This window comes from Streptosporangium sp. NBC_01810, from assembly GCF_035917355.1.
In the GTDB taxonomy this organism is placed as follows: domain Bacteria; phylum Actinomycetota; class Actinomycetes; order Streptosporangiales; family Streptosporangiaceae; genus Streptosporangium.
Genome location: NZ_CP109070.1, coordinates 102,541 through 127,633 on the forward strand (window position 1 = coordinate 102,541; position 25,093 = coordinate 127,633).

Annotated in this window: 14 protein-coding genes; 3 read left to right on the top strand and 11 right to left on the bottom strand. The window is 66.9% G+C overall.

Annotation, left to right across the window (positions count from 1 at the left end; translation table 11 throughout):
• The first annotated feature begins 675 nt into the window (after window positions 1-675).
• The gene (gene tnpC / locus OIE13_RS00510) at window positions 676-1,902 is read left to right on the top strand and encodes an IS66 family transposase (protein ID WP_442816032.1); all 1,227 of its coding nucleotides are present in this window, start codon (window positions 676-678) and stop codon (window positions 1,900-1,902) included.
• Between the two features lie 386 nt (window positions 1,903-2,288).
• Here tnpC and OIE13_RS36515 read toward each other — a convergent pair whose 3' ends face one another.
• From OIE13_RS36515 to OIE13_RS00520, 3 genes are read right to left on the bottom strand one after another with little or no spacing between them, the layout of a single operon-like run.
• On the bottom strand, window positions 2,289-2,879 hold the full coding sequence (locus OIE13_RS36515) for a DUF4240 domain-containing protein (protein ID WP_442816034.1): 591 nt from the start codon (window positions 2,877-2,879) through the stop codon (window positions 2,289-2,291).
• Window positions 2,880-2,887: 8 nt separating this feature from the next.
• Window positions 2,888-9,973, bottom strand: a complete 7,086-nt coding sequence (locus OIE13_RS00515; protein ID WP_326829381.1) for a polymorphic toxin-type HINT domain-containing protein — start codon at window positions 9,971-9,973, stop codon at window positions 2,888-2,890.
• On the bottom strand, window positions 9,943-10,980 hold the full coding sequence (locus OIE13_RS00520; RefSeq protein ID WP_326644218.1) for a hypothetical protein: 1,038 nt from the start codon (window positions 10,978-10,980) through the stop codon (window positions 9,943-9,945). The genes OIE13_RS00515 and OIE13_RS00520 overlap by 31 nt, the downstream gene beginning before the upstream one ends.
• A 584-nt stretch (window positions 10,981-11,564) precedes the next feature.
• Between OIE13_RS00520 and OIE13_RS00525 the strand changes: the two genes are divergently transcribed.
• The gene (locus OIE13_RS00525) at window positions 11,565-12,035 is read left to right on the top strand and encodes a flavin reductase family protein (protein ID WP_326644216.1); all 471 of its coding nucleotides are present in this window, start codon (window positions 11,565-11,567) and stop codon (window positions 12,033-12,035) included.
• 82 nt (window positions 12,036-12,117) lie between these two features.
• Here OIE13_RS00525 and sppA read toward each other — a convergent pair whose 3' ends face one another.
• The 8 genes from sppA to OIE13_RS00565 all read right to left on the bottom strand — a co-directional run bounded on the left by sppA (window position 12,118) and on the right by OIE13_RS00565 (window position 22,138).
• Window positions 12,118-13,818 (bottom strand): signal peptide peptidase SppA, encoded by a 1,701-nt coding sequence (gene sppA, locus OIE13_RS00530; protein ID WP_326829382.1) that lies wholly within the window; start codon window positions 13,816-13,818, stop codon window positions 12,118-12,120.
• 121 nt (window positions 13,819-13,939) lie between these two features.
• Window positions 13,940-15,733: a S8 family peptidase gene (locus tag OIE13_RS00535; protein WP_326829383.1), complete on the bottom strand. Its 1,794-nt coding sequence runs from the start codon at window positions 15,731-15,733 to the stop codon at window positions 13,940-13,942.
• Between the two features lie 539 nt (window positions 15,734-16,272).
• Window positions 16,273-16,551, bottom strand: coding sequence for a glycosyl hydrolase family 18 protein (locus OIE13_RS00540; RefSeq protein ID WP_326644210.1), 279 nt, complete (start codon window positions 16,549-16,551; stop codon window positions 16,273-16,275).
• Entirely contained in the window at window positions 16,499-17,113 is a 615-nt protein-coding gene (locus tag OIE13_RS00545) for a cellulose binding domain-containing protein (RefSeq protein WP_326829384.1), read from the bottom strand. The genes OIE13_RS00540 and OIE13_RS00545 overlap by 53 nt, the downstream gene beginning before the upstream one ends.
• A gap of 210 nt (window positions 17,114-17,323) precedes the next feature.
• Window positions 17,324-17,494, bottom strand: a complete 171-nt coding sequence (locus tag OIE13_RS00550) for a VOC family protein (RefSeq protein ID WP_326644206.1) — start codon at window positions 17,492-17,494, stop codon at window positions 17,324-17,326.
• A gap of 216 nt (window positions 17,495-17,710) precedes the next feature.
• A complete protein-coding gene (gene glgB, locus OIE13_RS00555; protein ID WP_326829385.1) occupies window positions 17,711-19,921 on the bottom strand; it encodes a 1,4-alpha-glucan branching protein GlgB in 2,211 nt (736 codons plus the stop codon).
• A 300-nt stretch (window positions 19,922-20,221) separates the two neighbouring features.
• A complete protein-coding gene (locus OIE13_RS00560; RefSeq protein ID WP_326644203.1) occupies window positions 20,222-21,460 on the bottom strand; it encodes a copper amine oxidase in 1,239 nt (412 codons plus the stop codon).
• A gap of 3 nt (window positions 21,461-21,463) precedes the next feature.
• Window positions 21,464-22,138 carry a hypothetical protein gene (locus OIE13_RS00565; protein ID WP_326644201.1) on the bottom strand — a complete coding sequence of 225 codons (675 nt, stop codon included), beginning with the start codon at window positions 22,136-22,138 and terminating at the stop codon, window positions 21,464-21,466.
• Between the two features lie 498 nt (window positions 22,139-22,636).
• Between OIE13_RS00565 and OIE13_RS00570 the strand changes: the two genes are divergently transcribed.
• A complete protein-coding gene (locus OIE13_RS00570) occupies window positions 22,637-25,084 on the top strand; it encodes a M14 family metallopeptidase (protein WP_326644200.1) in 2,448 nt (815 codons plus the stop codon).
• Window positions 25,085-25,093 lie beyond the last annotated feature (9 nt).

Here is a 25,093-nt window from a genome sequence, read left to right on the forward strand (position 1 = left end):
TCCCCCTACGGCCCGCCAAGCCGCCACCGGCCTGGGAGCACCGCACCTGGTCGGACTCCGCGGTCGCCGCCTTCCTGGGATCGAAGACGGTGGCTCATCTGGACAAGACCACCCGCACGCTGGTGATGGCGCCCTGCCGATGCCGGACACCGGGAGACCGCTCAGGGGGTGCGTAGACCCCTTGTCGTACGTCCAGCGCTGGCAAAGAGAGATATAGCCCGAAGCTGGACGTGGATTTCACCCGACTCCGGGAGCAGGACCTGATCGCCGAGGGCTTCTGCCTGATCGCCTGAACTGCTGCTCCCTCGGGGGCCGACGGCGGCCAACCTCCCGGCCTGGCGTCGACGGTATCAGGTCAGTCACATAAGAGGCCTTGAGGTTGTACAGCGCGTGCTCCTGGTGGTAAGCATTCAACAGGTTCAAGATCGAGTACGAGGTGAAAGCGGTCTGCTGGCCGTGGGATGATCTTCGGGTGCAGGCTGGGGATGGGCGTCCGTCGTATGACGAGCTTGCCGCCCTGGTCGTGGAGCAGGCGCGGCTCATCGCCGACTTGCGAGCCGAGAACGAGCGGTTAACGGCTCGGGTGGCCGAGCTGGAACGAGGCTGGGCCGCAACTCGGGCAACTCCTCGCTGCCGCCCTCGGCCGACACGTTCACCCGGCCGGAGAAGAAGCCGGTGCCCAAGAGCGGACGGCGACGCGGCGGCCGGCCGGGATCATCCGGTGGCGGGTTGGCGCTGATCGAATGCCCGGACACGGTGGATGATCACCTGCCCGTGCGGTGCGATGGATGCGGGTCCGGGCTGAGCCTGGCCGACAGCACGGGCTTCGAACGCCGCCAGGTGTGGGACATTCCCCTGGTCACGGCGACCGTCACCGAGCACCGGGCACACAGATGCCGATGCGCGTGCGGCACGACGAGCAGGGCGGCGATGCCGGAGCAGGTGCCCGGCGCGCCCGTCTCCTACGGGCCGCACCTGCGAGCGTTGGCGGTCTACTTGCTGGTCTTCCAGCACATCCCGGTCCAACGCTGTGCTCAGCTGATCGCCGATGTAACCGGCGCGAACGTCTCGACCGGATGGGTGTCGAGCGTGCTGGGCCAGGCAGCCACCTTGGTGGCCGACAGTCTGAAACTGATCCGGGCGCTGCTGACGCTGGGGCACGTGCTGCACGCCGATGAGACCACTACCCGAATCGGCAGCGGCCGCAGGTGGCTGCATGTGGCCTGTACCGAAAGGCTGACCCTGCTCAAGCTGGGGCCACGCTCCCGGCAGGGTGCCAACGCGCTGGGCGTGCTGCCCGACTTTCGCGGTGTGGTGGTCCACGACTGCCTCGCTCTGTATGACGGATACCCCGATGCCCGGCACCGGCTCTGCGGTGCCCACCTGGTGCGGGAGTTGACGGCCGCGGCCGAGGATCACCCTGCCCAGCGCTGGCCGGTGCAAGTCCGCTGGGCCCTGGCGGAGTTGAACAAGCAGGCCAGGAAAGCGCGCGAGCAGGGCTTGAGCGACATCCCGCCGGAGCGCGCGCTGGTCTACCTGGAGTCCTTCCATCAAGGGGTCGCCGTCGGGCTGTCCCTGCACCCACGAGCACCAGGTCGTAAACAGAGCCCGACCCGCAACTTGCTGGAGCGCCTGCGCGACCGCGGCACCGACGTGCTGCGCTTCGCCGACCTGCCCGGCCTGGTGCCCTTCACCAACAACACCGGCGAACGCGCGCTCCGCCCGGTCAAGACCCAGGTGAAGATCTCCGGCTGCCACCAGTCCGAGACCGGCGCCGCCGCCTGGCTGACCGTCCGCTCCTACCTCGACTCGGCCCGCAAGCATGGATTGAGCGCCTTCGACGCCATCCGCCGCGCCTTCACCGGCGACCTCTGGATGCCCCCGATCGCTCTGGCCGACTGACCAGCCAGCATCACACAACGTCACAGCCCTGATGAATGCTTACTCCTGGTGAGCTTGCGACGGGTACCTGTCCAGCTCATCGGCCACCGTAAGAGGTCTCGGTAGTAATTGGCGAAAATTTAACGGATATCGCTAATCAGCGTCGACGTGGAGCACTCGGGCAAGGTCAGCGGCATACTCACTCCGGCCGCCGTATTTACCAACTGACACATTAGAGCAGCTCGGGGGCGCATTCGTTGGATTTTACGCAATTGCTACCGGGGTCCCTAAATGAATTAATAGGTTCTCGCCGGTCGAAATCGATGAAGCTTTTCATGTTATAGTGCTGACTGAAATTTGATTCGCTATTAATTCTGCTTAACGAACGCGAGGCCGATATGGAGATTCTATTGTATCTCCATCGAGAACAGTCGTGTTAGCAGTGGAAAGCGTCGCCCTATCTCGCCTTTATTGCTAAAGTTCCATCGTTGCCCTGGGGGAACTTCATCGGGCCTCTCTTCAAGTTCCTCCGGGAACTTTATTTGAGCCGCACGCTTCGGGGGGAACTTATTCACGATATGATCAAATGCCTGTTCGGCGGCATACATAAGCTCTTCCATTTGCGGGAAGTCGCTATCGGCTCTAGAGCCGACCCTCTTTCCAGAAAGGTTGATTATTTTTGAGTGATTAGCCAGTGTGTCTGGATTATTTACGGCACGGGAGAACACTTCATTACCTTGCGCAATTATCCAGAGTCGGAAGTAGCAGAACTCGTCTTGGGAGCACGAACCTCCGTGTATCATTGTAGCCGCCCCCCACAGATCCCAGGTTAGGGCAACGCGTGCGACCCGAAGCATGGAACAATGGAACTCTACTATTCGCGGGATAGGTAGCCGAGCTAGCTCAGATGCTAGCACCTGAGCCATGCTCTCATCTGTGCTTTGACTTCGAACTCTCTTAATAAGAGCCCAGAACTTATCCATTTGCTCTTGTGTCATGATTCCATCTAATCACAGGCACCTCTACGGACGTCATCGAGGGCTCCCTCCCATGACATGTCCGTCGAAATGACACCTGCATGATCCTCGAGATTAAAAGGTCCTGGAACACGTTTCGTAAGATAACGCTCTGCGGCGAGCGCTTCCTCCTTCGTGTCGTAATTATTTATGATCTGCATGCGCATTCGATTTCGAATGTAATCCTTTGCTGGATATCTCGAATAATTTGGGTTGTTGTTTGTGTAGATTCCCCATTTTAGGATTTCGTTATTATGTGTATCCCACAGAACGTACAGTGCTGTCTGTCCCCTATCGGGGCGGGGGCCATCAACAAAATCCCAGGGGCTTGGCCGCCTATCATTGTGGACCAGGATGGCTTGGTCGCCTGCGAGGACATGATAGGTGTGCAAGCCATCGACGGTGAGGTTGTGGACGCGTTGGGGGGCGGTCCACTTCTTGATGGCGGTGAGTAGGACGTAGGTGCCGGCGCTGGTTCGTAGGAGCATGCCGGGCTGGAGTTCGCCGGCCTTGACCCACTTGCGGAGGTCGGGGACCCAGAACGGGTGGCCATCTGTGGCGATCAATGTTCCGGATTTGCCGGTCGTTCTGTCCGGAGTGACGGTGATGCGGACGAGGTGTTTTTCACCGTCGCCGGTGATCAGGTGGCTGACGCGCCTGGCGGCGGTCAGTCCTGTTGCCGCGTCGGCGGCTACCACCCAGTCGCCTACCTTGATGTCTTCGATCGGCTTGGTGGTGCCGTCGGCCATCAGGACCTTGGTGCCCGGGACGAAGCTGTTGAAGCCGGAGGGTGAGCAGGACACCGGCGGGGGTGGCGGGGCGTCGGGGTACCGGTCGGGATCGATGCCGGTATCGGGGACGGGGAAGTTACGTGGGCGAGCTGTGCCGTTACCTAGATCGTTGCCGGAACTGGGCACACATCCGGACACCGAAGTGGAGAACAAAAAGCCGATGGATTCGCTGCAAGCGTCTCTTCCGCAGTTTCCTGGATTCCAGTCCTCGCATGAAATTCCCCCGCCGGCACCGCCGCCGGTAGCGCCATTGATTTCAATGCCGACATGGCCGCCATAACTTCTGCAAGGTCCCAGAGTGCATAGGTATTGTTGCCACTCGCGCGGAGTTCGGCCTGATCCCGGACCGCGATCTTCTGTTCCGTTGTTCGGATCGTTTTTGAATTCCTTACTGTTCGGATCAAAGTCGGGTTTGTACGGCTCAGGCTTCTTAGGGGTCGGGGGTTTTTGGGAATTCGGGGGTTTTGGTGTGGAGTTGGTAGATTTGCAAGTCGTGCAGGGTCCGGAACTGCCACCGGTTGTGGTGGTTTGTTTGACTCGTGTAAGGGGAGGTCTTGTTGGCCTCGGAGGATTCCAGGGCCTAGTGTTGGGCTGGAGCTTTGTATTTGTATTGTTGAGTGTTAGCGGCTTTCCGTTTATCGAATAGTAAACTATGCCGCCGATAAACATATACTGTCCGACTCTTTTGGCAAGCCCTCGGCCTATTGCCCCCATAACTTTAGAGCCGAGGGAAGATTTGGGAGGTGACTTAGTAGCAGGCCTGGGAGGCGAGTAAGTTCCTCTCCCTCCGCTAGTATCCATAGCGTTCCAATGGCCCGAAGGGTCACTATTAACCATCGGATTACCGTTGCCATAGGTGTAACGATTGGCCTGAATTGATGGTTGAGGGTCAAGTGTCCAGTCGTCGCGGGAGGTGAAGGCGCCGGTGCCGGGCTGGTACCAGCGGGCGTGCATGTTCACCTTGCCGGTGTCCGGGTCGGTGTACTCGCCCTGGTAGCCGAGGGCGCGCTGGGTGCCGGCGCGGTGGGTGACCTCGCCGAAGGGGTCGTAGGCGGTCGAGTCGACCAGGGCGGTGCCGGAGAAGGTGGCGACCAGGTCGTCGTGCAGGTCGGTCATGGTCCCGAGAGCGGCTGTGCCCCCTTCCTGGAGGCTGAGCAGGCCGCCGAAGGGGTCGCGGCCGTACTTGGCCAGGGTGGTGTTGGCGCCGTCGGCGACGGTGGTGATGTCGTTTTCCAGGCCGGAATAGACGAAGCGTCGCTGATCGACACCCTTGGTACGCGAGGTCATCCGCCCCAGGGAGTCGTAGCCGTAGGTGGCGTCGCCGTCGGAGATGAGGCGGTCGAAGGCGTCGAAGGTGAGGTCGCGGGTGACGCCGGCCTTGGTCTCGGTGGCGGTGGTGCCACGAGGGGTGTAGGTGTAGTCGGTGCCGCCGCCGGAGACGATCCGGTTGCGCTCGTCATAGGTGAAGGTCTTGGCGCCGGCTGTGGTGCGGTTGCCCGAGTCGTCCCACGTGTAGGCGGTGACGGCGCCGCCGGGGGCGGTCCAGGAGGTGAGGCGTCCGGCGTGGTCGTAGCTGTAGGTGTTGGTGCCCGCTCCCGCGGTGCCGGTGGTGGTCTTGGTGGTGAGATTGTCGTCCTTGTCCCACCCATAGACGATCTTCGACAGCTCGGTGCCGGAGCTGTTCTTCAGGCTGTGGGAGGTAAGGCGGTCGACGGTGTCGTAGACGTAGCTCTGGGTGTTGACCGGGCTCGCAGAAGTCTTGCTGGTGAGTCGGTCGGCGTTGTCGTAGCCGTAGGTCCAGGTCCGCCCGGTGACCGGGTCGCTCGCGGTCTTGAGCCGGTCGGCGTTGTCCCAGGTGTAGTTCGCCGTCCCCGCCGGGTCGACGCGCTGGGTAGGGTTGCCCACGGCGTCGTAGGTGTAGGTGGCGACCTGGTTGGTGGCCTTGGAGACCTTGGTCAGCAGGCTGCGGTCGTTGTATTCGAGGGTGTAGTCACCGATCGCGGTGATGCGGCCTGCGGCGTCGTAGGTGAAGTTTCGCGTCGGGGTGGTCACCGAGGCACCGCTGCCGCTCTGTTCGATCACCTGGCCCAGGGGGTCGAAGGTGCGGTCGATGCGTACTCCGCCGGGCTGCAGGGTGGCGACGGTGTTGCCGGAGGCGTCGTAGACGTTGGTCCAGGTCCGGTCGGCGGCATTGGGGTGGGCGGCGGTGGATGGTTCGATGATTGACTCGGCTAGGCCGAGGGTGTTGTAGCTGGTCCAGGTCGCGTTGCCTCGGCCGTCGGTGGTGCGGGTGCGCGCGCCGGTGGCGTCGTAGCCGAACGTCGTCGTGATCGACGTGCCGGTGGTGACCGGCTCGATGAGCGAGGTCATCTGGTCCGTGGCATCGAAGGTGCGACGGGTGACGTGCCCTTCGGCGGAGGTGGTACTGGTCGGGTTGCTGGCCAGGTCGTAACCGAAGCCGAAGGTGCGAATGGTGGTCCCGGTGCTGTTGAGGTCCTTGGCGGCGATCTGTCGTGCGGCCAGGTCATATTCAGCCTCGGTGGCGTTGCCCAGCGGGTCGGTCACTTTGGCGGTTCGGCCAAGGAAGTCGTAGGCGACGGTGGAGGTGTGGATGAGCGGGTCGGTCACGGCTGTGACCTGTCCGGCGGCGTTGACCGTGTAGTCAGTGGTCTTGGGGCCGGGGGCGACGCTTTTGGTGAGGTTGCCCGCGGTGTCGTAGGTCAGCCTGGTGGTATGCGCCGCAGTGGTGGGGGTGCGCTCGACCTGCGTGCTGGTGATCTTTCGGCCCAGATCGTCGTAGGTGGCCTCGACGCGCGCACCGGTGGGATCGATGACCGCGAGCTGCTCACCCAGCAGGTCGTACTCCGCCAGCCAGACGCCACCCGGTCCGGAAGGGCCGGGGTCGGTCACCTTGGCCGGGCGTCCCAGCGCGTCGTAGACGGTGGAGGTGACGTAATTGCGTGGGTCGGTCACCGTGGTCTGGCGGCCCGCCGCGTCGTAGCCGAAGCTGACCTTGGGGATGACGGCGCTGCCACCCGGCGGGGTGTAGGACGGGGCGATCGTTGAGGTGAGGCGTCCGGCCTTGTCGAAAGTCGAGGTGATCGTACGGCCTTCGGCGTCGACCGTGTGGGTCGCCAGCCCGGCACTGTTGTAGCCGTACTTCAGCGTGGGCCGCCCGTCGGCGGCGGACCCGTTCTTTTCGATCTTCACTTGCGGGGCCTTCGACTCCACCAGTTGACCGGCGAGGTCGTAGCGCATCGTGGTGGTGAAGTCGGCGGCGGTGGCGCCGGAGGCGTTGCCGCGCGGGTCGACGGTCGCGGTCAGTAGACCGCGGTCGTCATAGGTGCTGGTGGAGACCAGGTCGTCGGCGCCGTTCTCCACGGTCTGCCGGGTCACCAGGTTCAGCGCGTTGTAGACGTAAACCGTGGACTCGGTCCGGGTGGTGCCCGCGCCGGTGAAGGTCTGCTTGGTGACGTTTCCGACCGCGTCGTACTCGAAAGCGGTCTTGCGCCCGAGGCCGGCCGGGTCGAACGTGGTGGAGGTGACACGGCCGGCGGCGTCGTAGATGTAGTCGGTGGTCGCCTTCCCGCCGCCGGTGACCTGCTTGGTGAGATTACCGGCCGCGTCGTAGGTGTTGGCCTCCAGTACCACGTCGGCCGGGGTGGTGGAGCCGTTCAACCTGACGTCGTCACCGATCACCTGCGACAGGCGGTTGTCGGTGAAGTAGGTGTAGGCCCTCTTGCGGCCCATCGCGTCGACCTGACCGGCCAGCCGCCCGGCGGGGTCGTAGGAGCGGGATTCCAGCACCACATCCTGTGGGGCCTGTGGGCTGACCGGGCTGCCGGTCCAGTTCTTGATTGTTGTAGAGGCCGGCTCGCCGCGCTTGGTGTAGGCGTAGGTGAGGACGGTGCCCAGGGGGTCGGTAGTCGAGGTCTGGGCGCCGGTGACGTCCCAGGCCGAGCGCACCACGCCGCCCTCCGGATCGGTGACCGTCTCCACCCGGCCCTTGGCGTCGTAGGTGTAGGTGGTCGTACGGGCGGGATCGCCACCGGTCAGGTCGGCCACGGTCTCGGTGAGTCTGTTGCCGTCGGCGTCGTAGGTCAGCGTGGTCTTTGCGGTGTGGGTGACGTCGGTGATCTCGTTCTTCACCCCGGGCTCGGTCCGGGTGAGCAGGCGCCCGAGGTTGTCGTAGGTGAACGTCGTGGTGACCCCGCTGGGGTGGGCCTCCGACACCTGGGTGCTGGAGGTCACCCGGCCCAGCGCGTCGTAGGCGAGCTGGGTCTTCAGCCCCGAGGGGCTGGTCTGCTCGGCCAGGTCACCGGCGGCGGTGTAGCGGTAGGTCGTCTCGTTGTCCTTGGAATCCTTGGCCGACTTGCGCAGGCCCGCCGGGGTGGTGCCGCCGCCGACGGCGGGTTCGGTGCCGTCGGTGTAGGTGAAGGTCGCCGAGCGGCCACTGGGGAAGTCCGAGGTGGCCGGGGTCGTCACCTTCGCCACGTCACCAAGAGTGGTGTACTCGGTCGTGGCGGCGTAGGTGTTGTCGGTGGCGCCGGCCGAGCGGGCGTCGCGGCTGATGGTCACCTGGTCGTTGCGCGGATCGAACTCGTCGGCGGTGTTGTGGTAGAACGTCTGGCGGCCGGTCTGGCAGCTTCCTGTTGCCCGGCAGGTCTTGACGGCGGTGACGTTGCCGCGGGCGTCGTTGACCTGCTCGGTGACGACGCCGTTGGGATCGGTGACCTTTGTGGGGAAGCCGCCGGTGTCGTACTCGTAGGCGGTGATCTTACCGAGCTGGTCGGTCCGGCTGACCAGGCGGTTACCGCGCCAGGCGTCGTAGGCGTAGCCGAGGGTGTTGTTGTTGGGGTCGGTCACGGTGACCGTCGAGGTGCCGGTGCTCCAGGTATGGGCGGGAGCGCCGAGATTCCAGGTGCCGCCGTGCTGGTCGACGTGGGTGGTGATGCGTTCGCTGCCGGTGTCGTAGGTGTTGGTCGCCCACACCCGCCCGGACGGCAGCTCGATCTTCGTCAGCTTGTGCGGGGCCTCGGCGCGCGCCGCATGGTGCAAAGCCACCTCGGCCGCGGTAAGCGGCTTACCGTAGACGGCGACCTCGTCGACCAGTCCCTTGAACGGGAACTCCTGGGAGCCGGTCCCGGTCGGCAGCCCTGGAGCCGATCCCTGAGTGACGATCCCGTTGCCGACCGCGGCGTACGGGCGCCAGGGGTTGGCCGAGCCGGTCATCGTGCCGATCTGCGTACCGTCCAGATACAGCACCTGGGCATCCCCGGCGACCGTCAGCACCACGTGGTGCCAGGCGTTGTCGTTGACCGCGGCGGTGGAGGCCATGGGGGAGCTGACCATTTTGAACGCACCGCGCAGCTTTCCGTCTGTGCCGACATACAGCATCGGACCCTGCGGCACGGAGCCGTAAGCATCTGTGGCGGCCATCAGCACGCCCGACTGGGTGGTCTTGAACCACAGCTCTATCGACACCTGATCGCCCAGATGCGCCAGAGCATACTGAGGCAGATCCACCCTGGAGGTGCTGAACTCCACCGCCGTATCCGGAGTGCCCGCCAGCGCGCCGGGCTTGGCGTAGGCCGCGATCTGGCTGTACTCGGCGCTGCCCGCGCCCGAGCCTAGGTCCTCGGCCTCCCACCCGGAGGTCTCGCCCAGCCGCCAGTACCCGTACGGTTCGGCGTCCTGGACGATGCCGCGGTACTGTGAGCCGCTGTCGTAGGTGTAGCGGGTGCAGTTGGGCGCCGCGATGGGGGCACATACCGCGGTCAGCTTGTCGCCCTCGTAGTGGTAGGTCCAAGTGATCGCGGAGCCGTCCACCGGGTCGCTGGAGACGCTGGTGACGTGCGCGCCCGTCCAGGCGAACGTCAACGACCGGCCGCCGGTCGCGGTGACCTCCTCCAGCTTGCCGCCGGTGCCGTAGACGAGGTCCTGGGTGCGTCCGCGTCCGTCGGTGACCTTGGTCAACCGGCCTTGGGCGTCGAACAGGTAGGAGGTGGAGGATTTGTCCATCAGCCGCCAGCCGCCGCCGGTCACCTCCGCCAGGGTGGCGTACATGCCCGGCGGCGGCTGGTAGCTGCCGTCGCCGTTGGCCGCGAAGCGCACCTGGCGCCCGTCGGGGTAGGTCACCAGCACCGAGACCAGCGACCCGCGCACCTCGGGGATGAGCTTCATGTCCCAGCGGGTCGACCAGCCGGCACCGAAGAGCCCGTCGGTGCGCGGGTCCATGCTGTTGTAGGAACGCGTCACCGACAGCGGCGGCCCGGCCGTGGCCACCGACAGGTCCGTGGCCGCGGTGGTGTAGTTGCCCGGCAGCTGGTGGAACTCCTGGCCGTTGACCCCCGCGCGGCCAGTTGCGAGCCGATCACAGGCTGGCGCACCCCGGTGGTGAAGGTCCTCACAGACGACGTCGTCTTCAGGCCGTTGGAGGTGTCGGTGACGGTGACGTTCCACCAGTACTGCTTGCTCCAGGCCAGCTTGCCGGCCGGGACCTTCCACGCGCCCGACCAGTAGTTGTTCACCACCGCGGAGGTGGTGCACCCGGTCGTCATCGCCGCGTTCTCACACACCTTGAAGGTGAAGCCCATCAGCGTGACCGAGGAGGTGTCGTTGCTGCGCCCCTCACCCCGCAACGTTGGCGTCCGTGACTCCATCAGCATCCCGTCGTACGGGTACACGACATTGGCCGTCGGATTCTGGTGGAAGGAACAGGTCCCCACCTTGAACCAGGAATGGGTGGCCAGTGGAGGCGGCGTGCCGACCGGTGCGCTGAACCCGATGATCTGCCACAGATCCGTGCTGTAGTCGACCACATTCTGGTAGCTGTAGCTCGCGGTCGAACTCCACGTCGGATAGTCGTCACACCAGCCGTCCGACGCCGCCAGCATGACACTGGCCGTAGCATTCGTGCTCTGCGCCTTCCGCGCCGCCGCCGCGGAGGAACCGGCCTTGTCCGCTGCTTCGGCGGCATCCCCGATGGAGCGCTCCTCGATCGGCAGTGCCCCCTTACGCTGCCGGGGATCCCGCTCGGACCCTTTGGGCGGCTTCACCTTCACCGCCGTCGCGGTCGCCGCGGAATCGACCAGCGACGCAAGCCCCGCCGCGGAGCCGGTCATTTGGTCAGGCGTATCCGGGGCGCCCTGGAATAACGCGACCGATTGTGTCGTAGCACTTACCGGAAGCGCTTGGAACAGCAGCAGGCCTGGGGCCACGACCGTGGTGACGGCCACTGCCACCCAGGTACGCACGCCTGCGGAAAACGTCCACGACAAACTCCGGCGCATACGCCGTCATCCTCCGAACACGTCAGCGCGAGAACGAGCGTCCCCGCGTTACCCCAGCCCGTCATGGAAACCGGACGAGACCGGAGCTGACGGTTCAGAGTGCATCAGGTGCAAGCAAACGATCAAAAAGTACATATAGATCACTTAAGTCCGCAAGATCTACATAAGGAACAAATAAAGAGCGCGATGGTCAGGTTTGGGGAGGTGGGATATCGAACACGTGAGTGAGATATGACGCATAGTCGTGGAGTGATGAGATAAAAACGACGATGCAGAGGAAAGGTGTGATCACCTTCGGTCGTCTCGCGCGGTTCGCCTGGGAGCGGTTTTCTTAAAAGCCCAGTTCACGCCTGGTGAGGGGCGGCGGCATACATGAGAAACAATGGCGAAAGCCATGTTTTCGGGCATCCGCTAATGATGAGGACATCGCATCACCGGCGACGGGCGTGGCGGGAAGATTGTGACCGGATACGGTCAAGATCGACATCGCCTGGTGCCGTCACGGTCCTGCCCGGCAAAAATCTGAGACGGCGGCCTTGCCGGGCGGTGGCGGAGCATCTGCCCGGCTCCGGGATGATTGCCGCATGAACGAGTTCGTCGAGTCCATGGCCCAGGTGGTGACCGGGGTGACGGTCGTCACGGTGAAGGACGAGCGGGATGACGTGGGGACGACGGTCGCCACGCTCACCTCGATCTCGCTGGATCCGCCGCTGGTGATGGTGAGCCTGGACAACGCCGGATACCTCAACGAGTTGCTGCTCCGGCACGACCGCTGGGCCGCCAGCGTGCTGTCGGCCGGGCAGAAGGCGATCGCCAGCCGGTTTGCGACCGCGGGCCGTCCCGGTGCCAGGTTGCTGCTCGCGGGCACGCCGCATCACCGGGGCGAGCTGAGCGGGGCCCTCATCGTGGACGGCGGCGTCACCGCGCTGGAGGCCGAGACGGTCAAGGTCGTCCCGGCCGGGGATCACACGCTCTTCATCGCCAGGGTCCTCGGGATCGACTACGTCGACACGTCCGTTCCGCCGCTGTCGCGTTACCGGAGCCGCTACCGCTGACCTGGTGGGTCGCCGCTCGTCCTTTTCGTACGGGCAAGAGAGCCGCCCCGTCCGAACGGGGCGGCTCTCTCGGTGAAGAAGGTCAGCGGATCGTCCACGAACCCGGCAGGATGAGCGGGCCGTACGAGGGCAGGCCCAGCTCGCCGGCGAGATGGGCGAGCGGGCCCCACGCCTCCACGCGGACTCGGGCCAGCGCGGCGGCCTTGTCCTCGCTGGACTCCGCGGGGCGCAGCCGCTCCAGTGGGTTGAGCCTGGGGTAGGCGCGCACCGGGGCGTCGACGGGCAGGCCGGCCTTCCTGCGGGCCACGGCCAGGGCGTCCTCCAGGCCGCCGAGCTCGTCGACGAGTCCGTTCTCCAGGGCGTCGGCCCCGGTCCAGACCCGGCCCTTGGCCAGCTCGTGGGCGCGCTCGCGGGTCAGGCCGCGACCCTCGGCGACCTTGTTCACGAAGTCGTCGTAGACCCGGTCGAGCCAGGCGTTGATCCGCGCCCACTGCGCCTCGGAGAAGGCGTTCGTGGGGGAGAACATCCCGGAGTTGGCACCTTCGCCGACGATCTCCGAGGTGACGCCGATCTTCTCCAGCAGGCCGCCGATGACCGCCTTGCCGCCGAACACGCCGATGGAGCCGGTGAGCGTGCCCGGCTGGGCCACGATGACGTCGGCGGCCATCGAGACCATGTATCCGCCGGAGGCGGCCAGGTCGCCCATCGAGATCACGATGGGCTTGCCGGCCTTGCGGGTGAGTACGACCTCGCGCCAGATGGCGTCGGAGGCCACGTACGAGCCGCCGGGGCTGTCGACCCGGAAGACGACCGCCTTGACGCTGTCGTCGCGGCGGGCGGCGCGCAGTGCGGCGCAGATGGTGTCGGAGCCCATCGCGCCACCACCGCCCATCGGGCTGCGGCCGCTGCGGCCGAGCCGGATCGCGCCGTTGCCGCGGACCAGCGCGACGGCCTGCTCGCCCGGGTGCGGGAGCTTCTTCGCGGTCAGCGCCTTGGCGTAGCGGCCGACGTACAGCAGCAGCGCGTTGTCGCCGACGGCCTGCTTGACCTCGTCGTAGACCTCGTCGCGGTAGGCCATCCGGTCGACGAGCCCGGCGTCGACGGCCTCGGAGCCGATGAACGGGCCCTGGTCGATCAGCTCGCGTACCCTGGCGGGCTCCAGCGCGCGCCCCTCGGCGACACCCGCCACGACCTGCTCGGTGACCGACTCGGTGATGCGGCCCATCGACTCGCGGTGGGCGTCGGTCATGTGGTCATGGGTGAAGGTGTTGGCGGCCGTCTTGTACTCGTGCCGCTGGCCGAGCTGGTACTCGACGCCGAGCTTGCCGAGCGCACCCCGCAGGAAGCGCTGCTCCATCGCGACGCCGGTGAGCCCGACGTCACCGGACGGCTGGAGGTAGACCCGCTCGAAGGCGCTGGCCAGGTAGTAGGGGACGGTGCCCCCGCTGAACTCGCCGAAGCTCTCGGCGAACGCGACGGTCAGCTTGCCCGAGGCCCGGAAGAGGGCGACGGCCTGGCGGAGCTCCTGGACGACCGCGAGCCCCGGTGACTGGGTGCCGATCTTGACGATCAGGGCCTTGACCCGGTCGTCCTTCCTGGCACGCTTGAGCCCGGCCAGTACGTCGGCCAGGCTCGTCTTGCGCATCGCGAGGATGGCGCCCAGCGGATCCGACGGGGGAGCGTCGGTCAGACCTTCGGTGAGGTCGAGTTCAAGGACCAGTGGAGCGGTACGCCGCTGCTTGAACCGGTCGACGGTATCGATGATCACCTTGGTCGCGTCCATGTCCTTCACCCTAAGCGACACATACCGGGCTTATGCGGATCGGTGGAGGTTCGCCGCTTTCCGGGCAAGCGATATGGCGGCCCTTCACCGGCGGTGCCGGGCTTGTGGGGTGTGGCGAGATTCACGCGGCCCGGCGGGCGTTCACCTTCTTCTTGAGCAGCGAGGTGGACGCGGCGGGAGAGGTGCCCTTCAGGCGTTGCTTCTCCACCGAGGTGAGGACCGTCTTCAGCGTCGCCGTCTCCTTGATCTTCGCGGTGAAGTTCACCCCGCCGTTCGCCCAGTTCAGCCAGGCGGCCAGCAGTTCGCTCTCCAGCTTGGCCTTCGACGTCTTCTTGGCCGGCTTGAGCACCTTGTACGCGGTGCCCAGGGTGGAGGCGCGGGTGACCTCGGAGAAGACCTTGCTTGCCTTGCTCACCAGGCCGAGGTAGCAGCCGAGCGTCGCGTCCGGGATCGTCCCCTTGCCCCGGCTGATCTCCGTCGCCCACTGCGCGGCGGTCAGCGTCTTCGCGGACTTGCCGCGCGTGCACACCGTGGGAGCCGTCGCCGGGGGAACGGTCACCGTCACGGTGACCGTCACCGTCGGCAGCGGGATCGGCGTCGGTACCGGGTCGGTCGGCGTGGGTGTGGGTGCGGGACCCGAACTCGGTTCCGGGCTGGGCTCCGTGCCGGTTTCCGGGTCGGGGTCGTCGGTGGGATCCTCGCCCGGGTCGTCGGAGGGAATCTCAGGGGCGGGGGGAGTGACGGGGGCACCAGGGGTGCCCCCGGCGATCGCGGCGTTCAAGTCGAGGCGGGGGGTGGTCACGCCGACGTAGACGACCGGCCGGCCCGCGGTCTTCAGCGCGGCCTCCAGCGCGTCCGGGGTACCCGGGGCCTTCTGGGCCATCAGCGCCAGGGCGCCGGTGATGAACGGGGTGGACATCGAGGTGCCGCTGTAGACCTGGTGGCCGCCGCCCGGCACCGCGGAGTCGATCTCAAGGCCGGGGGCGAAGAGGTCGAGCACGGAGCCGTGGTTGGACCAGTAGGGGATGTTGTCGTCGTCGCCCGTCGCGCCCACGGTCACCGCGCCGGAGAGGCAGCCGGGGGCCCCGGCACCGACCACGCCCTCGTTCCCGGCGGCGGCCACCACGGCCACGCCCCTGGCGCGAAGGTCGTCGATCCTGCTCTTCAACAACGCCACCTCGGGCTCGGCGTCGCAGGCACTCTCGTAGAGGCCGCCGCCGAGGCTGAGGTTCACCGCGGCGACGTTCCTGCCGCCCTCCTTGAGTTTCGCGACGTGCTCCAGGGCGAGCAGGATGGTGGACTCGAACGCGCTCAGGCAGGCTCCGCCCGCGTCGTCGCAGTCGTTGAACCTGCTGAAGACCTGGATCGCCACGATGTCCGCGTCGGGGGCGACGGCGTGGGCGATGCCCGCCACGTGGGTGCCGTGGTCGCAGAGATTGACCTGCCCGTGGACGCAGGCGGGGGTCTCGGCGTCGGCGGATCCGGGGTCGCTCGTCTGCCCGTTGGGGCACAGGGACTGCGCGCCCTCGTCCGTCGCGGAGAAGCAGGCCTGCTCCACGACCTTGCCCCCGAAGTCGGGGTGGTCGGCGTCGATCCCGGTGTCAATGATCGCGATCGTCTGGCCCGCCCCCTTGGTCCCGGCGGCGTGTGCCTTGTCCGCGCCGATCACCTGCAGGCTGGAGGCCAGTGAGCCCAACGAGCCCAGCGAACCCAGCGAGGCGGGGGAGTAGGTACGGTCGCGGCGGATGGACAGGACGCGCGGGTCCTCGGCCAGTTTGGCGAGCGACTCGCCGCTGCCCTCGACCACGATGAACGAGGTACCGGAGGGTTCGAGGACGACCTGGGCGTCGGGGAGTCGCTCCGCCTCCCCGGCGACCGGCGCCGCCTCCTCGGGGGCCGCCAGCTCAACGATCACCCGGGCCCCCTCGCTTTCCGAGGCGAGCCCCGCCTCCAGCTTCGGCTGGGCCTCGCCTTCACCAGGCGGGGCGCCTTCACCAGGCGGGGCGCCTTCACCAGGCGGGGCGCCTTCACCAGGCTGGGTCCCGCCGTCACCGGGTGGGGTCCCGCCGTCACCAGGCTGGGTCCCGCTTTCACCGGGTGGGGTCCCGCCGTCACCGGGCTGGGCCTCGCCGTCGGCGGGAGGGGCCGGTACGTCGGCGGGCGTCTCCTGACCGCCGGTTTCATCCGGGGCGGGGGACGGACTCGCGGAGGCGCTTGGGGGAGCCGGAGAGTTCTCGGCGAGGGCGGGTACCGCAGGGGCGATGCTGAAAACCAGCGCCATGGCCACGAGGGCTCGAACTCGCACACGTCCTCCGGGGGATCAAACGGGCGTTTCGGAGTCTAAACAGCCGTATGCGCCGAGTGAATACTTTGCCCCGGATTTTGAGGATCTTCTCGGAAAAATGCTCGGCCCCCCGCGGCGTGACGCACACGGAGGGCCGAGTGATCGAAATATTACTTGAGTCCGTTGGACATCGCGGTAATGAGCTCACCGTTGGCGGTGTCGCCGCTGGTCTCCCAGAAGAACGCGCCGCCCAGACCCTGGTTCTTGGCGTAGGTCATCTTGCCGGTGATGGTGGCGGGGGTGTCGTAGCCCCACCACTGGCCGTTGCAGAAGCCGTAGGCGGTGCCGGCGACGGTGCCGGTGGCCGGGCACTTGGTCTTGAGGACCTTGTAGTCCTCAGCAGGAGTTGGCGAACGCGGTCGGGTTGGCCGCGGCCTGGGTGAAGCCACCGGACCAGGTCCAGCCACCGATGGAGAAGAGCACCTTGATGTTCGGGTACGCCTTCTTCAGCTTGCGGAGCTGGTTGAAGTCGACGGTCGGGGTCGGCGTGGGGGTGGGCGTGGGGGTGGGCGTGGGGTCGACGGTCGGGGTCGGCGTGGGCGTCGGGTCGGGGCCGCCGGTGCCGTCGCAGGTGGCGCCGTTCAGCGTGCAGTTGAGCACGCCGGACACCCCGCCGGGCGCGCCGTTGAAGCCGAAGCTCACCGAGGCGCCCGCCGCCAGCGCGCCGTTCCACGACTTGTTGACGAAGGTGTAGTGGTTCCCGCTCTTGGTCATGTCCGCGTCCCAGGCCGAGCTGATCGACTTGCCGGCGGGGAGGTCGAATTCGACCCGCCAACTCGTCAGTGCGCTCGTGCCGGCCTTGACGATGACCTTGCCCTCGAAGCCGGAGCCCCAGTCGGAGGCGGTCGAGTACGTCGCGGTTGCGGGTGTGGCGGCCGTCGCGGTGCCGATCCCCAGGGGAATCAGCAGCGCCGCCGCTGCGATGAAGGAGCCGATGGCAATTCGTCGCAAGGGTCGCTCCAGGTCAGAGAGTTCCAAGCTCCCGTACTAATAGGAAAGTTTCCTATTGATTTCAGGGCGTAGGTTCTCCTTTGCCGACGGTCAATGCCTCGTTCACGGATATAAGGCCGATTTAAGGTTTCGGGGAAGCGGGTGGTGAACAGGGGGCTGAGTCCGCGGCGGTCTTCTGGAGTGAGCCGCTCAGCCCCCTGCTGCTGGGGCTCACGCCAGGGTGGGAGGAGAGAACACCCCGAACAGGTTGCCGGCGGGGTCGCGTAGATAGGCGTTCGCAGGTCCATCGCCGGAGGCCGCTTGCTGGAGCACCACCGTGCCGCCGAGCCGTTCGACCGCCGCGCACACGGCCGCCACGTCGCGCACCGCGATCGAGAACACGGCGTGCCCCGAGGTTGCGCTGCCGACACCCAGGATGCCCCCGGCCGGTGCGCCGCCGTGCCCGGTGGTGAATCGCAGACATCGGCGAGGCTTCGGAAGCCGGGGGTTCGGCGGGGCCGGATGTTGAGCTCGGCTATCTTGCCGGTCGCGGCCGGAACTTCGGAAGATGATCTCTAGTAGTGCGGATGGTGAGAAATTTCTCACCATCCGCACTGGTCAGAGCGTTTCGTCGGCGGCCTGAACGATCTCCACCGCGGGCTCCGTCGTGGACTCCGGTGCGCCGGGGTGGCGCAGCCAGAGGGCGCCCAGCGGCGGGACACGCAGCGTGGTGGAGTACGGCAGGCCGTGGCGCTGCTCCTCGACGGCCTCGACGGCGCCGAGGTTGCCCACGCCGCTGCCCGCGTAGTCGTAGGCGTCGGTGTTGAGCACCTCCTCCCACTGGCCGGGGAAGGGCAGACCGAGGCGGTAGTCATCGTGCGGGGCGCCGGAGAAGTTGGCCACGCAGGCCACCGCCGAGCCGTCCTCTGCGTAGCGGAGGAAGGAGAACACGTTGCCCAGCGCGTCGTCGGCGTCGATCCAGCGGAACCCTGCCGGGGAGGCGTCCACGCTCCACAGGGCGGGAGAGTCCTTGTAGACCCGGTTGAGGTCGCGGACCAGCCGCTGCACCCCCTTGTGCCCGTCGAAGCCGAGCATCCACCAGTCGAGCCCGCGCTCCTCCGACCACTCCGAGCCCTGGCCGAACTCACCGCCCATGAACAGCAGCTGCTTGCCGGGGTGGGCCCACATGAAGGCGAACAGCGTGCGCAGGTTCGCGAACCGCTGCCACTCGTCGCCGGGCATCTTGCCGAGCAGTGACCCCTTGCCGTGCACCACCTCGTCGTGCGACAGCGGCAGCATGAAGTTCTCCGAGTACGCGTACATCAGCGAGAACGTCATCTGGTGGTGGTGATACTGGCGGAAGACCGGCTCGTGCTTGAGATAGGCGAGCGTGTCGTGCATCCAGCCCATGTTCCACTTGAACCCGAAGCCGAGCCCGCCCAGGTGCACCGGGCGTGAGACGCCCGGCCACGCGGTCGACTCCTCGGCGACGGTGACGATGCCCGGCGCCTCGCGGTAGACGACCGCGTTCATCTCCTTGAGGAACTCGACCGCGTCGAGGTTCTCCCTGCCGCCGTACTCGTTCGGCGTCCACTCGCCCTCGCGCCGCGAGTAGTCCAGGTAGAGCATCGAGGCCACCGCGTCGACGCGCAGCCCGTCGACGTGGAACTCGCGCAGCCAGTACACCGCGTTGGCGACCAGGAAGTTGCGCACCTCCCTGCGGCCGAAGTCGAAGATGTAGGTGCCCCACTCCGGGTGCTCGCCCCGCGCGGGGTCGGCGTGTTCGTACAGCGGGGTGCCGTCGAACCTGGCCAGCGCCCAGTCGTCCATCGGGAAGTGCGCGGGCACCCAGTCGACCAGCACTCCGATGCCCGCCTCGTGCAGGCTGTCGACCAGGTGGCGGAAGTCGTCGGGGGAGCCGAAACGGGCGGTCGGCGCGTAGTAGGACGTCACCTGGTAGCCCCAGGAGCCGCCGAACGGATGCTCGGCCACCGGCATGAACTCCACGTGCGTGAAGCCCATGTCCACCACGTAGTCGACCAGCTCGACGGCCAGCTCCCGGTACGACAGGCCGGGCCGCCACGAGCCGAGGTGCACCTCGTAGACGCTCATCGGCTCCCGCACCGCGACGCTGTCCGCGCGGCGCCGCATCCACTCCTCGTCCCGCCAGGTGTACTCCGACTTGTCGATCACCGACGCGGTCGCGGGCGGCGTCTCGGTACGCCGGGCCATCGGGTCGGCCTTGGCCCGCCAGATCCCGTCCGCGCCGAGGATGCTGAACTTGTAACGGTCGCCGGGGCCGAGGCCGGGGATGAACAGCTCCCACACGCCCGACCTGCCGAGCGAGCGCATGGGGTACGCGCCGCCGTCCCAGAGGTTGAAGTCGCCGATGACCCGGACGCCGCGGGCGTTGGGCGCCCACACGGCGAAGGCCGTGCCATCGGTGTCCTCGTGCCGGATGACCCGCGCGCCGAGGGTCTCCCAGAGCCGCTCGTGGCGCCCCTCGCCGATGAGGTGCAGGTCCACCTCGCCCAGCGTGGGCCAGTGCCGGTAGGGGTCGGTCGTCTCGTAGGGCTCGGCACCGGGGTAGGTGATCCGGAGCCGGTAGTCGGGAATCTTGTCGCGGCCGGGGAGCGTCACCGCGAAAACGCCGTGGGCCACGTGCCTCATGTTGTGGGCCTCGCCGTCCACGAGCGCCTCGACCTGCTGCGCCAGCGGGCGCAGCGTCCTTATCGTCACACCCTCGGGCTCCTGGTGCGCCCCGAGGATCGAGTGCGGATCGTGGTGCGCTCCGCCCGCGAGTCGGTCCAGATCCAAGTGCGCGTTCATGGCTACTCCTGTAGATCGATAGCCCCTACCTTGCCCTATTCGGGTGTCCCAACCCATGCCCATGTCCGCTATCACCATGCGTGTCGGGAAAACGTGCAGATCTGGGTGAGATAAAAGTAGCGATTTGTCGGTTATATGGGTAGGTCGGAACGCGCTCCGCCGACCGTTTCCAGCCATCGGAGGCGCCGGGCACGGACCCTTGGCGGTGCCCGGCACGGGCTTTTGAAGGTGCCGGGCACGGGTTCTCGGTGGTGCCGGGCGCGGGCTTTTGAAGGTGCCGGGCGGAGGTTCTCGGCGGCGTCAGTACGGGTTCTTGGCGGTGACGTCGCGGGGGGTGATGCGGAAGCCCTGCCAGTGGCTCGGCATGGGGTCGGCGTCCTCGTCGCGGGGGACGTGGTGGTAGCCGACGTTGACCCACAGGACCGGGTCGGTCAGTCGCTCGCCGTTGGTGTAGCGGTCGACGGACTTGGCACACTGGGGGGTCGGGTTGACGCTCGCCAGGCGCTCGCAGGAGCGGTAGTCGGTGACGTAGAGATCGGCCCGGGTGAAGGCCTCGTCGGCGGGGCCCCGGTACTGGGCGCTGTCGGAGTTGTTGATCTCCCAGGAGACGCGGTGCCCGTCGGCGTTGCGCACCTTGCGGTCCACCACCCGCCACCAGCGCATCGGCCTGCTGACGGCCTTGGCCTCGGTGGTGAACGTCGTCCGCTCGATCCGCCGGCTCGCGGTGCCCGAGCCGCTGAAGTCGTACTGCTCCACGACGTCGTCGGCCCGGCCCGCCACGTCGAAGTCCAGGCGCCAGAAGATGTTGTGCGTGTGGCTCGCCTCGAACTTGTCGTCGCCCACCCCGATGGGCCAGCCGTGCTCCGGCGTGGTGGTGAATCCGGCGAGTGACCCGGTGGCCCCCACCCGCGGGGTGATCGTGCCGTCGTCGGAGAAGGCCCATTCGGCCAGGTAGGTGTACCAGCCGACCTGGAAGGCGGCGAACACCACCAGGTCACGCCCCTGGGCGGTCAGGTTCGGCTGGTCGGGGACCGACTTCAGGTACGCGTGGCCGCGGGCCCTGGTCGTCACGCAGACGAACTGCTCGCGACGCTCGCCGAGCGGGCAGTCGGCCGCCCGCAGCGGGACGGCGGTGTAGCCCAGCGATCCGATGTCGTGGTAGCGCGGCCGGCCCCTGTCGTAGGGCACGTGGATCTGGGCCAGCGAGGTGCTGCGCAGCACGGCGATCGCCCGCTGGTTCCTCGGCGTGTAGACGACCCTGGTCAGGGTCAGCCCCTCGACGTTGCGCATCTCCCAGCACAGCTGCCAGCGCGCCCCGTTGGGCAGGGTCTTGTCGATCCGGTACGGCGCGTTGCACGGTGCCGTCGCGGGCTGCGTGGCGGCCGCCCCAGCCGGAGCGCCGGAGGGGGCGCCGGACAGTGCGCCGGACGGAGCGCCGGAGGGGGCGCCGGGTGCGGGGATCGGCGGTATCGGTGCGTACCGCGGTGCGGTGAGGGCTCCGGCGAGCAGGGCGCAGGAGAGGGCGAGGCGGAGGAACACTGATTACCACTCCAGGGTGTGGATCTTCTTGGCGGACAGGTCGACGACGAGCCGGCTGGTGTCCAGCCAGGTGCCGTCGGGCAGCCGGACGAACAGCCGCAGGCACCGGTGGACCTCACATCGCCTGGCCGGTCCCTTCTCGCCGGACGGGGTGAAGATCAGCCCGCGCAGCCCCAGGTCCGCCGCCGACCCCAGCCGCCCGCCCCCCGCCCTGGCGTACGCCTCGCGCGCGACCTTGCCGTATCCGGGGTGGGCCAGCAGGAGCCCGGCGGCCGTCGTCTCCTCCTCCTTCGACGGCGGCGGCTGCACCCCCCGCGCCACGGTCTCCCGCACGACGGTGCCCTGGCCGAGGTCGACGGTCCGCACGATGAGCCTGTCGCTGCCGTAGTCGTAGAGGTACGCGTCGGCGCGTCGGCGGTCCGAGATGTCCTTGTCGTCGTCGCGCTCCACGTAGAGCAGCTTGATCCGCCCTGCGGCCATGTGCGATCTGGAGCCCGCCGACGCGATCGTGGTGGCCCGGGCGACCTCCTGACCGGTCAGCGGATCCTCTCGCGCGGGCATCTGCGGGACGGACCTCGCCGCCTGCGACCCCTGCTCGCCGGAGACGAACAGCAGTGCGCCGGCGACGACGGCCACCCCCGCCCCCGCGATCGCCGTCACGATCAACCTTCGCCCCATGAACGTCCTCTTTACTCACCGTTGACTTTTAATTGCGAAGGGTAGCGATCGAGGAGGGGGGTGGCGGGTCTAAAGGCGTATTGCGTTTTTGGTGGGTGTTACTGAGGTTTGTGGAACTTTGATGGCCTTCTTGTGCTGCGAGGGCCTTGGGGGCCGCCCCGGCCGCTCGGGGCGCCTCGCCGATCGCTGGGAGCGCGTCCGGTCGCGATAGCGACATTCGGCTACTAAAGGCTATAAACCGCCTGGTCAGCCATCAATTACGTGATGTACTTACTTGACAGGCTATTGATCTTTGCTATATACCACAGCCCCGGACTGAATGGCATAAGTCATATATAACCTTCATGTGAATATTTGCTTACAGCATTTAAGTGTGCCTGGTATGACCTTTTGGGGCCTTGGTGAATATTTGGCCTCTGGTGAGGATTCTTGCCAATTGCGCACTTCATTCCAGAATGACCAACTACCTGGGGTGTGCGCGAACTGGAGGAATCTTTCATGAGGAGCCCCCTCAACGGGAGGAGAGTCGGTCGCGCCGCGGCCGTACTCGCCCTGCCCCTTGCCTTCAGCCTCAGCGCGATGCCCGTGCTGGCCGACCCGGCCCCGCAGGCCAGTGAGGTGGCACCCGACCGGGAGTCCAGCACAGAGCAGAACGGTGTGGCGCTGCTGCGCGTCCTCGTCCCCGACCAGGAGGCCGTCGACCGGCTCAACACCATGGGCGTCGACCTCGCGGAGTACAAGAGACCCGTCGACGAGGGGCTGGAGGTGCACGCCGTACTGAGCCCCGAGGAGGCTCAGGAACTACGCGTCCTCGGCTTCGACGTGCGCGGTGCCATCTCCGACCAGACCGATGTGGCCGAGAACCGGGCCACGCGGCAGGAGGCGCTCACGAAGGCGGCGGAGGCGGCGGCGGACGTCGACAGGCTCACCCCGCTCCGCGCCGAGTGGTTCACCAGCCTCGACGGCAAGCACTTCCTCTCGGTGGAGGTGAAGTCGAGCGCCACCGACGCGCAGACCGTGCTCACCGCCACCTGGGACAGCGGAAAGAAGACCGCCCCCGACTCGGGCGGCACCACGACGATGTCGCGCTTCACCGACGCCGGCCAGTACATGTACCACCGGTTCAACTCGCCTCTCGCCCTCACCGCGGTTCCCACCAAGGTCACGATCACCGGCAACCGGGGCGGCTCGGTCACGGTCCCGGTGACCAAGTGGCTGGGGGAGAGGCGCAAGGCTCCGAGCAAGCACTACGTCGCGGACTTCGTCGACCGCTACATGGACCCCACCGAGCTCACCAACCGGATCACCGCCCTGGCCGCGGAGTTCCCGAAGATCAGCCAGATCGTCGACCTGCCCAACAAGACGAACGGCTACCGCCGACCGGCGCAGGCCCAGTTCGGCACGGTCGCGGCGAGCACGTTCTACGTGAGCTCGAAGGCCTACGGGCACCAGGGCGGCAACGACATCAGCGTCGCCCTGGTGAAACCGGACGCCGCCTCGGTCGCGCCGAGCGTCTCGGTGAGCGGCAAGGACGTCCTGGTCAACCTCGGCACCGACGCGTCCGGTGCGATCAACAGCACCGCCGTCCAGGTGGTCACGGCGCTCAACGCCGACGCCGCGGCGTCGGCGCTGCTGACCGCCGCCACCTACCGGGGCAACGCCGGCACCGGCCTCGTCGCCGCCGCCGCGGTGACGAAGCTGACCGACAACCTCAAGGCGCCGGCCACCGTCTCGCGTGATCCGTTCCAGATGAAGGCGCTGCGCATCGGCAAGAAGCGCGACGGTTCGAAGACCGGCGTGTTCCTCTACTGCCAGGAGCACGCCCGCGAATGGGTGACCCCGCTGGTCTGCCTGGAGACCGCCGAGCGGCTGCTGCGCAACTACGCCGGTGACGGGCAGACCAGGAAGCTGGTCGACGACCTCGACATCTTCATCGTGCCCACGTCCAACCCCGACGGCGGGCACTACAGCATGTACGACTACAACATGCAGCGCCGCAACATGTTCAACCACTGCGACGTGACCAATGGCGACCCGGCGCGGCGCAACTCCTGGGGCGTGGACCTGAACCGTAACTTCTCGGTCGGTTCGGTGTTCGACGGCTACAGCGGCGCCTCGACCACCTGTACCAGCGACACCTTCGCCGGCCCGGCCGAGCTGTCCGAGCCTGAGGCGCGCAACCAGGTCTGGCTCACCACCCGGTTCCCGAACATCAAGTTCGCGATGAACACGCACTCCTACGGCGGCTACTTCATGTGGCCTCCGGGTGCCTACAAGGCCGCCGGGCGCGAGCTGCTGCCGAGGGTCGACTACGGCATGGAGAACTTCTTCTGGAAGGCCTCCGACCGCATCCTCTCCGCGGTCCAGTCCTGGCGTGGTACGGCGATCTGGCCGGGGCGCACCGGCCCGGTGCCGGACGTGCTGTACTCCGCGGCCGGTAACAGCGCCGACGAGCACTGGTACAACCGGGGCATCATCGGCTGGGACTTCGAGGTCGGCGCGGACATCTACCACCCGGAGACCAAGCGCTTCCAGGCGGTCGGCTTCCAGCCGCCGTTCACCGAGGGCCACGAGGAGGCGATGGAGTTCGCCGCCGGTCAGATCGGCATCCTGGAGGTCGCCGGCTCCTTCTCCGACGACAACGAGCAGCCGAAGTCGGAGCTGAGCGTGACGGGGCGGACCAGCACCTCGGCCACCTTCACTTTCAAGACCGACGAGCCCGCCAACGTGTACTACACGCTGGACGGCAGCCGCCCGACGCTGAGCTCCACCAAGCTCGCCGCCGCGGGAATGCGCGAGGGCGCACAGCAGATCACGGTCGACAAGACCACCGAGGTGCGCTGGTTCGCCGTCGACATCGCCGGCAACGTCGAGAACGGCTACAAGCCTGACGGCAAGGGCGACAACTTCCGCAAGGAGAAGTTGAAGGTCCGCGACGCTCGCTGACCCCGTCTG

Coding starts and splice junctions, on each gene's coding strand:
- sppA (WP_326829382.1), bottom strand. CDS start 13,818: ATGGACGCGACCAAGGTGATCATCGATACCGTCGACCGGTTCAAGCAG.
- glgB (WP_326829385.1), bottom strand. CDS start 19,921: ATGAACGCGCACTTGGATCTGGACCGACTCGCGGGCGGAGCGCACCAC.
- OIE13_RS00565 (WP_326644201.1), bottom strand. CDS start 22,138: ATGGGGCGAAGGTTGATCGTGACGGCGATCGCGGGGGCGGGGGTGGCC.
- OIE13_RS00520 (WP_326644218.1), bottom strand. CDS start 10,980: ATGCGCCGGAGTTTGTCGTGGACGTTTTCCGCAGGCGTGCGTACCTGG.
- OIE13_RS36515 (WP_442816034.1), bottom strand. CDS start 2,879: ATGACACAAGAGCAAATGGATAAGTTCTGGGCTCTTATTAAGAGAGTT.
- OIE13_RS00570 (WP_326644200.1), top strand. CDS start 22,637: ATGAGGAGCCCCCTCAACGGGAGGAGAGTCGGTCGCGCCGCGGCCGTA.
- OIE13_RS00525 (WP_326644216.1), top strand. CDS start 11,565: ATGAACGAGTTCGTCGAGTCCATGGCCCAGGTGGTGACCGGGGTGACG.